The sequence below is a fragment of the Allobosea sp. 10N428 genome (genome assembly GCF_056394545.1).
In genome coordinates this window covers 588,281-600,973 of sequence record NZ_JBFTIC010000001.1, presented here as the reverse complement: position 1 = coordinate 600,973, position 12,693 = coordinate 588,281, and the positions used below count along the sequence as shown (strand labels likewise).

Here is a 12,693-nt window from a genome sequence, read left to right as displayed (position 1 = left end):
CGATGGTGCTAAACAGGAATGGCTGTGCCGGAGGAACCCGCATGAAACAGGACCCGTTGTTCGAGCGCCTCTGGGACGGCTCCGCCGCGATGGAAGAGTGGACCGCTGCGGTTTCGCATGGCGCGATCACGCAGGTGGACGACAACATCATCACCGTCCACACCACCTATTTCTGCGGTAGCGTCACGGCTATCGGCACGGCGGAGGGCCTCGTGCTGATCGACACCGCCAAGCCCGACACCGCCAAACAGACCTTGGACGTCATCCGCTCCTGGGACGATGGCCCAATCCATACCGTGATCTTCACCCACGGCCATATCGATCATACCAGCGGCATCAAGGTCATCGATGAGGAGGCGGATGCGCGAGGATGGCCGCGCTCGCGGATCGTCGCCCACCGCAATGTCGCGCGGCGCATGCAGCGTTACGAGGACACTCACGGCTTCAACAGCCTCGTTCAGGGCCAGCAATTCGACAAGCCCGGCTACGTCTATCCGATCGGCCAGCGCCGGCCGGACGAGGTCTATGACGACAGGCTGTCCCTCGCGATCGGCGGCGAGCCGATCGAGCTCTTCCACGGCCGGGGCGAGACGGACGACGCGACCTTTGTCTGGCTGCCGGAGCGGCGCGTGCTGGCGAGCGGCGATTTCGTGATCTGGGTGTTCCCCAATGCCGGAAATCCGCGAAAGGTCCAGCGCTACGCAGCAGAATGGGCCTCGGCCTTGCGACGGATGGAGCAACTCGCACCCGACATCCTGATCCCCGGGCACGGGCCGGTGGTCTTCGGCGCGGAACGGGCCAGGCAGATGCTCCAGGACGGTGCCGAGGCGCTTGAGCATCTCGTGCGCGAGACGCTCGCGCTGCTGAACCGGGGGGCCACGCTCGACGAAATCCTGCATGGCGTGAAGGTGCCGGCGGAGTATCTGGCGAAGCCCTATCTCCTCGCGAAATACGACGATCCGGAATTCCTCGTCCGGGGCATCTATCACTTCTATGCCGGCTGGTTTGACGGGAGCGCGGCGCACCTCAAACCCGCCCCCGCGGCGGAACTGGCAGCCGAACTGGCCGGTCTCGCCGGTGGCGCGGACAAATTGGCCGCGCGAGCCCAAGTTCTTGCGGGGCAAGGGCAGACACGGCTGGCCGTCGAGCTGGCGGAACTTGCCGGCGCTGCCACGCCGGACAACGGGCGGATTCAGGCGATCCGGGCCGAGGTGCTTCGGACTCTGATCGGGACGGAAAGCTCCTTGATGGGCAAGGCCTTCCTCGCGGTCTACGAACGCGATGCGGCCCAACGATCCAAGGCCTGACGGATACGCCGGGCCATTCTACGGCGCCGGAAGTTCTCTCGCCTTTCGTTCAAGTTCGCGGAACACCGGCAGCGTCTGGGCGGCGAAGCTCTTCAGTTCCGGGTCGGCACCCTCGCCGGCGTAGCGTTCCATCAAGACGGTCGATTCATGGTGCGCGCTGCGTTGGGCATCGACATAGGCCCTGTCGAAATCGGCGCCCTGTTTGTCGGAGAGGTCACGCAACAGGTCGAGATGCTTGCCGTCGGGGCGATCGGGCAGGGCGATGTCGGAACGCTTGGAAATGATGCGGCGCAGGCTGCTCGTCGCCGCGGCATGATCGTCGGCGAGGCGATGGGCGAAATCCTTGATAGCCGCGGAATTGGTTTTGTGCAGGGCGAGCGTCGCGGACTCCATGCCGAACATGTTGGCGACCGCCGTCTGCGTGACGAAGTCCTGCGCGGGAATCGGCTGCTGAGCGCGGACGATTCCACTGGAGACCAGCGCCAGTCCGACAAGCCCGAGCGCAAACGCTCCCGGAAAACGGTGATGCTTCAAGGTCATATTTCGGCAACCGGGAAGAAGGCCGGAGGTTCCATCGCATAGGCCCCTTTTCGCAGCGCGCCTTGTCGCGTTCTGGGTGCTGCGTTAGCAGGGCGAAGGCGCTCCGCCTTGCCCGATGCTGAGGGAATTCCATGCCGACCACTGTCGAGACCGTGCGCGATGCGCTCGTCCGGGCCCGCCGCGACCGCTCCCTGATCGAGACGGCAGCCCTGCCGGTGCCGGATTCGATCGCTGATGGACACGTGACGCAGGCGGCCGTCATTCGGGCGCTCAACCTGCCGGAGGCCGGCTGGAAGGTCGGCATCGCCGAGGACGGCACGGCGATCGCGGGCCTGATGCCCGGCCCCTATCTCGCGCCGGGCGACGTCTACGAGGGCGCCATCGGGGCGGAGCTTCGCGTCGAGATCGAACTCGCGCTCCGGCTCACACGGGACGTGCCTTTCCGCCCGGCCCAGCCCTATTCGCGGCCGGAGCTGCTCGCCTGCTGCGACAAGGCCTATCTCGGCATCGAGATCGTCGAGAGCCGCCTCGCCAACTGGCACGGCAAGGTCGCCTTTCCGCTCTGGCTCGCCGATGCGATGGGCCATGGCGGCTATTTCCTCGGCCCGGAGGTCGACATCAAGACGCTCGATGACCTCACCGGTCTCGGCTGCTTCATCTCGCTCAACGGGGTGACGATCTATGACCAGCCCGCCGTCCACGGCAACGGCGATCCGATGGTGCCCTTCCTGGCCTGGGCCAATCGCCAGCACGATAACCTCGGGAGTCTGCGCGCCGGGCAGATCATCACCACCGGCAGCCTCTGCGGCGGCGTGCTCTCGCCCGGTAAGGGCGAGGTCGTGACGAAACTCTCGCCGCTGGCGACGGTTTCTCTGACGCTCCGATAAGAAACAAGGGCGGCAGGCATAAGCGCTGCCGCCGCCGTCTTTTCCGCAGGCGCTAGGCGCTCAGCTCCTGTGGCGGCGTCTCGTTGCCGACCACGCGGTCGCGTCCCTGCCGCTTGGCTTCGTAGAGATGCGCATCGGCATGGGCGACGAGGCCGCGAATATCCTTGGCGTCGTCGGGGAAGGTGGCGACGCCGACGCTGATCGTCGGGGCGCCTGCGAATTCCTGCGCCAGGGTGCGGTGGACGGCGATCCGCATCCGCTCGGCTGACACCATCGCTGCGGGATGCGACATGTTCTCGCAAAGCACGACGAATTCCTCGCCGCCATAGCGGAAGATGAGATCGTCGCTGCGGATTTCCGCGCGCAGGCACTCCACGACGCGCCGGAGGACCTCGTCGCCAACGACATGGCCGTAGCGATCGTTGATGCTCTTGAAGTGATCGACATCGAGGATCGCCAGGCTGACGGGCCGCTGCGTTGCGATGCCTCGCGCCAGAATGGTCTGGCCGAGCGTCTCGAAGCGTTCACGGGTCAGCGCGCCTGTGAGGGCGTCGCGGCCGCTTTTGCCGAGCAGCTCCTCATATTTGTGCCGGTAGGTCAGCTTGTGGAAGATGTCTGAAAGCGGCTGCGGCGCGAGTTCCGGTGTCCGGCGTTCGAACAGGTTGAGATAGAGGCCCATCAGCATCGCATAGGTCGCGGCTGCGCCCATCTTTGCCACCCAGCCGCCGAACAGCGCGCCGAGCGGCGTGCCGGTCACCATATGCAGCCCTATGAAGAATCCGACCTGATCGAAGGTCAGGATGATCGCCAGGCTCAGGCAGGAGCGCAGAACCAGCGATCGCGGCAGCAGCAGGCGCAACCTCTCATAGAGCAGGATCAGCGCGATGGAATCGATGAAGAGCAGCGTCGTGCCCCAGACCATCAGCGCGCCCATCTGATCGATCAGCACGAGGTCCGGATTGTAGCCGGGCAGCGTGACCGGCGGGCCGTAGAGCCTGAGGGTCGCCACCAGCGCGACCATCAGGAAATTGCCGATCAGCAGTCCGTAGATCGGCTGCCGCACCGTCTCGGCGTCTTCCCGGATATAGAAGAGCAGGATGATGGCGAGCTTGCCCGAGAACAGCACTGTCGAGCCCGGCGAGAGCAGGCCGAAGGGCAGTTCGATGAAGAAGACGGCGGCGAGATAGGTCTCCAGAAAGTGCATCACGCCGAGCGCGCAGAGGAAGGCGCCGAGTCCCATCACGTGCCGCAGCCGGAACAGCGCGGCCATGACGCCGAAATAGATCAGGGCTTGCGTGAGCAGCAGGATGGTGCCGGGCATGCTGAGTGTCTATCGCGGTTGGTTCTAACGAGGGATCAACGGTGTTCAGCCCGATAGCGCACCCGGCAACGGTGGTGACTTTCAGCTATTAACCTTCGTGCTCTCGAAAACCAATGCTTAGTCTTTTCACGACAGGCTCTTTCTAATCCGGTGGGCAGCCCGAAGGATTACAGGTCCTTGAGCATTGCGCATGCTCACTCTCGCCTTATGATGACGGTGGGTATCGGACACGGTTTCGATTGCGTGGCGGGGTGGCTTGGAGGGCGGATGCGGTTGTGGCGTAGGGCAGGGCGTACTGTCGCGCTGAGCGGCGGCTGTGCGTTTGCCACACTGCTGGGCCTGCAGGCTGAATCCGCCCGGGCTTTCGATCTTTCGTCGCTGGACGTGTTCGGCCTCTTTACCAAGAAGGACGAGCCACCGGCGGCGAGCGCGTCGAGCCTGCCCTACAAGCTCGACTTCGATCTTGGCGATGCCGAAGACGCCAAGGCGCTGACCCGTACCCTGCAGGACGCTTCTCTGCTCTACCGGCTGCGCCAGGATGCGCCGCCGGACGGCGAGACGCTGGCGCGGCGCATGGCCGCCGATTTCAACCCGCTCGTCGATGCGCTCTGGTCGCAGGGCTATTTCAACGCCGAACTCTCCATGGTCGTCGACGGCGTTTCGCTCACGCTCGGGGTAGAGCCGAACGCGGCGTTGATCCGGGCGCTGGAGGCGCATCGCAATCGCGATGCGGTGCCGATCACCATCAGGGTCCGACCGGGCAAGGTCTTCGGCCTGCGCAAGATCGACGTGGTCGAGCGCGACGAGGCGGGAGGAGCCGTGATCTCCGATCCGCTCAAGGTCGCGAAGCTGAAAGAGGGTGAAGCGGCGACCTCGGCTGCGCTGCGCGGCGCGCAGGCGGCGTTGGTCGATTATATGCGCGCCCAGTCGCACCCGCTCGCCAAAATGGTCGAGCTTAGGCCGGTCGTCGATCACGCCACCGGCATCATGGACGTCACCTACGTCCTGGATCCCGGCCCGCTCGCGGGCTTCGGCGACATCACGCTTGGCCAGACCGACGAGATTCCGCCCGAGGTGGTCCGCTCCTTCATCTATCTCGAGCCCGGCGATCCCTACTCGCCCAAGGCGCTGGCCGATATGCGCCGCTCGATCGCGAGGATCCCTGCTGTCGGTTCCGTCCGCATCCGCGAGGGCGACAAGCTCGACCGCGCCGGCAACCTGCCGATCTTCGTCGACGTCACCGAGCGGCCGAAGCGCCTGCTCGGTTTCTCCGCCCGCTATTCGACCATCGATGGCCCGACGGTGAAAACCTACTGGGAGCACCGCAACCTGTTCGGAGGCGCCGAGCGGCTGCGGCTCGAGGGCAGCATTTTTCTGGCGCCGCGCATTGACGGCACGAAGATCAAGAGCTTCGGCGATTTCGAGGAATCCGACATCGGCGGGCGCTTTGGCTTCAGTTTCCTGAAGCCGGCATTGGGCGGCAGCCGTTACGACTGGCTCATCGACGGCGTCGCAACGCGCGAGCGCGTCGGCACCGAGCGCTATGGCGGCTACACGGCCCGCTACGCCAATGTAACCACCGCGATCATGCGCCGTTTCAGCGACACCTTCTCGGTCCAGGCCGGTCTCGAGGTCGAGCGCGGCCAGACCAGCGACGTGCTCGGCCAGATAACCTACACATTGGTCGGCATTCCGCTCTCGGTGAAATACGATTCGACCGACAGCCTGCTCGATCCGACGCGCGGCTTTCGCGTGAACGCGTCCTTCGCGCCCTATCCGACCTTCCTCGGCTCGACGGTCGGCATCTACCAGACCAAGGCGACGGTCTCCGCCTACTACGCACTCGACGAGGACGCGCGCTATGTCCTGGCCGGCCGCGTCGGCTTCGGCTCGATCTCGGGCGCGAGCCTGAACGAGATCCCGCCCACGCGGCTCTTCTTTGCCGGCGGCGGCGGCTCCGTGCGCGGCTATGCCTATCGCAGCATTGCGCCGCTGGGGCCGTTCAATCAGGTCGTGGGTGGGCGCAGCCTGCTGGAGCTCTCGGCAGAGGCGCGCATCAAGATCACCGAGACCATCGGCATCGTGCCCTTTTTCGACGCCGGAACCGCTTTCGAATCGAGCTTCCCGGACGGCAAGCAGCAGCTGCAGATGGCCGCCGGCCTTGGCCTGCGCTACTACACCGGGATCGGGCCGATCCGGGTCGACGTCGCCGCGCCGCTCAACCCGCGCAAGGGTGACAAGCCGGTCGCGCTCTATGTCAGCATCGGGCAGGCCTTCTGATGCGCCGCCTTCTCACCATGCCGCGTCTGGCGCTCTTCGCCCTGCTGCTGACGGCAGGGTTCCTGGCCTCCGCCCATTTCGGCGGCTTCGCCCAGAACGCCCAGAGCGATCGCGGCATCGTCGCCGATCTCATCTCAAAGGCGCTGTCCAGCGATACCAGCCAGGTCTCGATCGGCGAGGTCAATGGCGCGCTTTCTTCCGATGTCGAGATCCGCGACATCGTCCTGTCGGATCGCGATGGCGTCTGGCTCCGGCTCGATCGCGTCCGCCTGATCTGGACTCGCAGCGCGCTGCTGCTGCGCAGGCTCGATGTCGACCGCCTCGAAATCGGCAAGCTGGAGATGCTGCGCAGGCCCGCGCCGCAGCCGGCCGGCACCGCGCCTGCGAGCAATGAGCCGATTCTGCCGGAGCTGCCGCTCAAGGTGATCCTGCGCGCCTTCCAGCTAAATGAACTGGCTTTGGGTGAGCCGGTTCTCGGCGTCGCCGCGCGCCTTGGCGCGACCGGATCGGCTTCGCTCGGTCCGCCGAGCGAAGGGCTCGACCTCAAATTCGAGGCGCGCCGCCTCGACATGGGCGGCACCTTCAACGTCGATCTTGCCTTCGTCCCGCAGACGACACGTCTTCAGCTCGCCGCCAAGCTCGACGAGCCGGCCGGCGGGCTGATCTCGAAGGTTGCCGGTTTGCCGGGCGAGCCGCCGGTGAGGCTCGATCTCAACGGCGACGGGCCGCTCGACTCCTTCCGCTCGAACCTGACCTTCACCGCCGGGCCGACGATCGGCGCGGAGGGCTCGGCGACGCTCAATCGTGCAGGCGTCGAGCGCCAGCTTGCTCTTGCGCTCGAGGCGCGCATCGAAGGGCTGATGCCGCCGCCGGTTGCTCCGGTCTTCGCGGGCTCGACCCGCCTCGACGGCGCGGTCGGCCTTCGGGACGATGGCGGCGTCGATATCCGCAATCTCGCTTTGGTCTCCGCGCTGGCGCGTCTCGACGTGCTCGGCCGCTATAATGCCGACAAGACTCTCGATATCCGCGTCGGCGCGGCTTCGCGCCCGAATGCTAATGGCCGCACCGTCTCCTCGGGCGCGGAGATCGGAAAGCTCGCCTTCGATGCGACGATCCGCGGGCCCGTTGCGGGCCCGACCGTGGTCGCGACCCTCGACGCGCAGGATGCCAAGATGCCGGCCGGCCGGTTCGGAAAGGTCGCGCTCGCCTTCAACGCGACACCGACCGGGACCATCGGCGAGCCGGGCACCCGGATCACGCTGACCTCCGACGGCGAGGCCAGCGGGATCGCGCTGACCGACAAGGCGCTCGCACGCGCGGTTGGCGATAAGGTCACCTTTACCCTGCGTGGCGTCGGCCAGGACGATGGCACAGCCGATTTCGAAACGTTGAAGCTGGCCCTCTCCGGCGTCGAACTCGACTACAAGGGCAAGCTCGGCCGAGCGCGCGTGCTCGGCAAGCTCAAGGCCGTCCTGCCAGATCTTTCGCGCCTCAGCGGACTCGCCGAGCGCCCGCTTGGGGGCAGGGCGGAGGTCACGGCCGATCTCGACGCGACACCGCGTCTTAACAACTATACCGCGACGCTCGACGGCAAGGCCGAGCGCCTCGCGACCGGCACCGCCGTCGTGGACCGATTGCTGGCGGGCAACCTCACCCTGGCCGGGCGTGTGAATGCGCTTGCCGGAGATTACACGGTGGATGGCCTGCGTGTGGCCGGGCAGCATGCGGCCTTCACCGCCGATGGCTCGCTCGGCCGGCAGCAATCCAGCCTGAAGCTGGCGCTTGCGCTGCCTGATCTCAAGCGCGCTGACTCGCGCCTGTCCGGTCGCGGCGACATCATTGCCGAGATCACCGGCCCGCAGAACAAGCTCGACGCGACCGCCCGCATCGCCATTGCCAATGCGACCGCGCTCGCCCGGCCGATCCCGCGCCTGACCATTGACGCGGTCGCAAAGGATCTGCAGGGCGCACTGAGCGCCAGCGTCAACCTGACTGGCGAAGTGGATGCCAAGCCGGCGTCCGGCCATGTCCAGCTGGCGCGCCAGCCCGACGACGGCTGGAACCTCTCGCCCCTCGATCTGTCGATCGGCTCGGTCCGGCTGAACGGTGGTCTCACGCTGGATCCGGCGAGCCGCGCGGCCGGGCGGCTGACCCTGGCCGCGCGCAATCTCGATGACCTGTCGGCGCTGGCGCTGACCAAGCTTGGCGGCCAGCTCGACGCGGACATCGTCCTCGCCACGCCGGAGGGGCGGCAGGATATCGACCTGACCGCACGGGGCTCGCGCCTCGTCGGGCCGTCCGTTTCGATCGAAAAGCTCGATGCGAAGATCGGCGCACGCGACATATACGACCGGCCGATGCTCGATGCGGCCGTGGCCATCGATCGCGCCATCGCCGCCGGCGAGACGATCAGCGCCATTCGCTTCGACTCGAAAGGCGCGCCCGACGCCAGCGCCTTCACGCTGAGCGCCAATGCGCGTGGCTTTGCCCTGAAAGGCGCCGGCCTGCTCGTGCCCGGCGAGCCTCTCAAGTTGGAACTCGCCTCCTTCGATGCCCGCCGCGACGGCCGGGCGATCACGCTCGCGAATCCCGCCACCTTCAGCTTCCCGGCTTCCGGGGTCGAGATCGCCGGCCTCGCCCTGACGATCGACAAGGGCAAGGTGACGCTCGATGGCCGGGCCGGTGAGACACTCGATCTGCGCTTCACGGCCCGCGACGTGCCGCTGGCAGCCGCCCGCATCGCATCGCCCAGTCTGAATTTCTCCGGCACCCTGAACGCCGAGGCGCAGGTCAAGGGCAAGCCGGGCGATCTCGCCGGCCCCTGGAAGGTGAGGATCGCCCAGCTCGTGACGCCCGAGACGCGTCAGGCAGGCTTGCCTCCAGTCGAGATCACGGGTGAGGGGGCCTTCAAAGGCGATGCGACCAGCGTTTCCGCCACTGTGAATGCCGGCCGGGGCGCGAGCCTGACATTGCGCGGAACCGCGCCTCTCAACGCGACGGGGCCGCTCGATCTTGCCGCGCAGGGCCGCGTCGATGCCGGGCTCGCCAATCCGCTGCTGGCCGTGAACGGGCAACGCGTGACCGGCAGCGTCGCCGTCGACATGCGCGCCGGAGGCACGGCGTCCGCGCCACGGTTGAGCGGTAACGCGACCCTGTCGAACGGGAGCTTCACGGATGCGCTGCAGGGGATCCGGCTTAACGCCATCGAAGCCCGCGTCGCGGCGAATGGCGATAATCTGACCGTCGAACGCGCTTCGGCGCGTGCGCCGAATGGTGGCACGATCACGGCCAGCGGGCAGGTCAAGGTGGACCCCGCCGCGGGATTCCCCGGCAACATTCGCATCCGCGGCGATCGTGCCCAACTTGTCTCGAGCGGGCTCGTCACCGCGGTTGCCGGGTTGGATCTCGAGATCAGCGGTCCGCTGGCGCAGCGTCCGCGGCTCGGCGGGCGCATCGACATCGTCTCGCTCGAGGTCACGGTTCCCGATCGGTTGCCGGCTTCGCTTCGCCCGGTCGACGGCATCAGGCATATCCATGCGCGTGGGACCGCGGCCGCAAGGCTCGCGGCAGAACGCAAGGCACGGGAGGCGCGCGGCCGCGGACGAGCAGCGCCCCCCTTCGACGCCACGCTGGCATTGACGGTCTCGGCGCCCAGCCGGGTCTTCATCCGTGGCCGCGGCATCGATGCCGAACTCGGCGGCGAGATCCGCGTGGCCGGGACCTCTTCAGCGCCGGTCTTGAACGGTGGCTTCGAATTGCGCCGAGGCCGCATCAGCGTGCTCACGCAACGCCTCGACTTCAGCCGTGGCAGGCTCACTTTCGCCGGAGGGCTGATTCCGGAACTCGATTTCGTTGCCGAAACCAGCGCGGGCGACGTGACGGCAAGGATCACCGTCAGCGGCCCGGCCGACCAGCCGAGCTTCGCCTTCACCTCCCAACCTGAATTGCCGCAGGACGAGGTGCTGTCCCGGCTGCTTTTCGCCCGCGCCTCCGGCTCGCTCTCGCCCTTCCAGGCGCTGCAGCTTGCCCAGGCTGCAGCGCAGTTCGCCGGCGGAGGCGGGGATGACACCTTCGAACGGCTGCGCAAGTCGCTCGGCGTCGACAATCTCGATATCCAGATGGGCGCGGGCGGCCCGACCCTCGGCGCCTCGCGCTACATCAGCGACAACGTCTCCATCGGCGTGAAGGTGGGGACGAAGCCCGAGGATAGCGGTGTCTCGGTCGGCGTCGACGTGACGAAGCGCCTGAAGCTCCAGGCGGAGACGGGGGCGGACGGCAGCGCGGCCGTCGGAATCGGCGCCGAGTGGGAATACTGAGCCGCCGGCGCCGCGGGGAATCACGCACCGCGAGATTCGCCGCCCGGAAGGCTCGCCGGCTTCATGTTTCCCCTTTGGATCGCTTCAAAACCAGCCCGTCGGGCCGTCGAGCGTTAATGCTTCGTAAATTTCGGGCTTCAAAGCGTGGCTCGACTGCAACACCGGATTTCAAAGCACCCCATGCACAGCCCTTGGCGGCGGATCATGGTTGATCGGCGAGGGCGCATTCGTATGGTGGAAATGCGTCGGGACGTTCCCGGTCGCTGTTTTTCGTCCTCGCCTCCGAAATAGGTCGGTGACGCGGGCGAAAGACCGGGAATAGGCAGGTTCTGCGATCAGGCTGAAAGTCTGGGGCGGGGGGCAGGCTGAAGCCCGAGGGTCTCGAAACTCTTTTGGAGGTTACCAAATGAAGCTCGTTAAGAGCCTCCTCCTCGGTTCCGCCGCCGGCATCGCCGCGGTCGCCGGGGCTCAGGCCGCCGACCTTCCCTCGCGGAAGGCCGCTCCGGTCGAATACGTTCGCGTCTGCACTGCCTACGGTGCCGGCTTCTTCTACATCCCGGGCACTGACTCCTGCCTGCGCATCTCGGGCCGCGTCCGCGCCGAGTACGCCATCGGCACGCGTTACAGCGACTTCCAGGATGCCTACGGCACCCGCGCCCGTGGCCGTCTGAACGTCGACGTCCGCACGCAGACCGCTTACGGCACCCTGCGTACCTTCATCCGCTACGAGCTGACCAACAACACCGGCATCTACAATGCTGGCGGCGTGACTCCGTTCAACGTTGGTTCGACCGTCCCCGGCCTCGTTCGTGGCGCCTCGTCCACCACGACCGGCTCGCTGGTCGATCTGGCCTTCGTGCAGTTCGGCCCGATCACCGCTGGTCGCGCTCAGTCGTTCTTCGACTTCTACGCTTCGGACCTGAACTTCGCTTCGATCCGTACGGCTGACTCGCGCGTCAACCTGCTGGCCTACACTGCGACCTTCGGTTCGGGCTTCTCGGCCACGATCTCGGCTGAAGATCGTACTTCGGGCACCTCGGGCCGCGAGCTTGCGGGCGCAATCTTCAACCCGCTCACCCCCGGCGTCGGTGGTATTGCGGTTACCGCTCAGGGTCAGAACTTCCCCGATCTCGTCGCCTCGCTGCGCGTCGATCAGGGCTGGGGCTCGGCTCAGCTGTCCGGTATGGTCGGTCAGCGTAGCTACGCCACCGCGACCAATATCACTGCGGTCAACGGCGATGAGATGGTCTGGGCCATCCAGGGCGGCGTGAAGATCAACCTGCCGATGCTCGCCGCTGGCGACGCTCTGTGGTTGCAGGCTGCCTATGCTGACGGCGCCCTCGGCTACCTCGGCTGGTCGCCGAACAGCCTCGGTCTCGGCCGCGTTGGTGCCCTGACGCTCGCCGACGCCGCGATCAACCCGATCACCGGCAACATCAACAACTCGACCGGCTGGTCGCTTGTTGCGGCGTTCCGCCACTTCTTCACCCCGACGATCCGCACCGAGATCAGCGCTTCGTACTCTGAGCTGAAGTTCAAGTACAACGACGCAGCCTCGGCAGCCTTCAACGGTGTCTTCGCCCGTTCGGCTGACCCGAAGGAGTTCCTGCTCGCTGGTGCTCTGATCTGGTCGCCGGTCTCCGGTCTGGATATCGGTGTCGAAGTGCTCTACTCGCATCTCGACGTCAATTCGCCGGTCGGCGTCATCAGCAACAACAACGTCCGCAGCGGCGTGCTCGGCATCAAGTCCGACGACACCGTTGCTGGCCGCTTCCGCATCCAGCGCGACTTCTGATCGGTCTCCGATCTCAGTCGGAAGCCCCGGGGAAACCCGGGGCTTTTTTATTGCCTGTGGATTGAAGCACGCCGCGACCGAGGGGCCTTTACGATCCGGTTGAATCGGGGGCGATCCATCGTTCGCGTCGGCGGCCTGGACCGGGTGAAGCTTGGCGGCGCTTAAACAAAGCCTGCGGATCGTCAGGCAAATTATTGATAGAATGGAACGGTCGCGGTTGTCGGATGCCTGGGCCTGAGCATTGGCC

At 66.3% G+C, this 12,693-nt stretch carries 7 protein-coding genes; 5 read left to right on the top strand and 2 right to left on the bottom strand.

Features of this window, described 5'->3' with window-relative positions; all coding sequences use genetic code 11:
- Positions 1-41 precede the first annotated feature (41 nt).
- Positions 42-1,307, top strand: coding sequence for an alkyl sulfatase dimerization domain-containing protein (locus AC1DDA_RS02825; protein ID WP_476794545.1), 1,266 nt, complete (start codon positions 42-44; stop codon positions 1,305-1,307).
- Positions 1,308-1,325: 18 nt separating this feature from the next.
- Here the strand turns inward: AC1DDA_RS02825 and AC1DDA_RS02820 are convergent, their stop codons facing one another.
- A complete protein-coding gene (locus AC1DDA_RS02820) occupies positions 1,326-1,847 on the bottom strand; it encodes a DUF4142 domain-containing protein (RefSeq protein ID WP_476794544.1) in 522 nt (173 codons plus the stop codon).
- Between the two features lie 131 nt (positions 1,848-1,978).
- Here AC1DDA_RS02820 and AC1DDA_RS02815 point away from each other — a divergent pair, with 131 nt between their 5' ends.
- The gene (locus AC1DDA_RS02815) at positions 1,979-2,734 is read left to right on the top strand and encodes a hypothetical protein (protein ID WP_476794543.1); all 756 of its coding nucleotides are present in this window, start codon (positions 1,979-1,981) and stop codon (positions 2,732-2,734) included.
- 52 nt (positions 2,735-2,786) lie between these two features.
- On the opposite strand, the gene AC1DDA_RS02810 is transcribed toward AC1DDA_RS02815, so the two are convergent.
- On the bottom strand, positions 2,787-4,055 hold the full coding sequence (locus AC1DDA_RS02810) for a GGDEF domain-containing protein (RefSeq protein WP_476794542.1): 1,269 nt from the start codon (positions 4,053-4,055) through the stop codon (positions 2,787-2,789).
- 267 nt (positions 4,056-4,322) lie between these two features.
- Here AC1DDA_RS02810 and AC1DDA_RS02805 point away from each other — a divergent pair, with 267 nt between their 5' ends.
- The 3 genes from AC1DDA_RS02805 (at position 4,323) to AC1DDA_RS02795 (ending at position 12,446) form a co-directional block, all read left to right on the top strand.
- Positions 4,323-6,335, top strand: coding sequence for an autotransporter assembly complex protein TamA (locus tag AC1DDA_RS02805; RefSeq protein ID WP_476794541.1), 2,013 nt, complete (start codon positions 4,323-4,325; stop codon positions 6,333-6,335).
- Positions 6,335-10,651 carry a translocation/assembly module TamB domain-containing protein gene (locus AC1DDA_RS02800; RefSeq protein ID WP_476794540.1) on the top strand — a complete coding sequence of 1,439 codons (4,317 nt, stop codon included), beginning with the start codon at positions 6,335-6,337 and terminating at the stop codon, positions 10,649-10,651. Before AC1DDA_RS02805 ends, AC1DDA_RS02800 begins: the two co-directional genes overlap by 1 nt.
- Before the next feature lie 406 nt (positions 10,652-11,057).
- Entirely contained in the window at positions 11,058-12,446 is a 1,389-nt protein-coding gene (locus AC1DDA_RS02795) for a porin (RefSeq protein ID WP_476794539.1), read from the top strand.
- Positions 12,447-12,693: the final 247 nt, after the last annotated feature.

Coding starts and splice junctions, on each gene's coding strand:
- AC1DDA_RS02810 (WP_476794542.1), bottom strand. CDS start 4,055: ATGCCCGGCACCATCCTGCTGCTCACGCAAGCCCTGATCTATTTCGGC.
- AC1DDA_RS02805 (WP_476794541.1), top strand. CDS start 4,323: ATGCGGTTGTGGCGTAGGGCAGGGCGTACTGTCGCGCTGAGCGGCGGC.
- AC1DDA_RS02815 (WP_476794543.1), top strand. CDS start 1,979: ATGCCGACCACTGTCGAGACCGTGCGCGATGCGCTCGTCCGGGCCCGC.
- AC1DDA_RS02820 (WP_476794544.1), bottom strand. CDS start 1,847: ATGACCTTGAAGCATCACCGTTTTCCGGGAGCGTTTGCGCTCGGGCTT.
- AC1DDA_RS02825 (WP_476794545.1), top strand. CDS start 42: ATGAAACAGGACCCGTTGTTCGAGCGCCTCTGGGACGGCTCCGCCGCG.
- AC1DDA_RS02795 (WP_476794539.1), top strand. CDS start 11,058: ATGAAGCTCGTTAAGAGCCTCCTCCTCGGTTCCGCCGCCGGCATCGCC.
- AC1DDA_RS02800 (WP_476794540.1), top strand. CDS start 6,335: ATGCGCCGCCTTCTCACCATGCCGCGTCTGGCGCTCTTCGCCCTGCTG.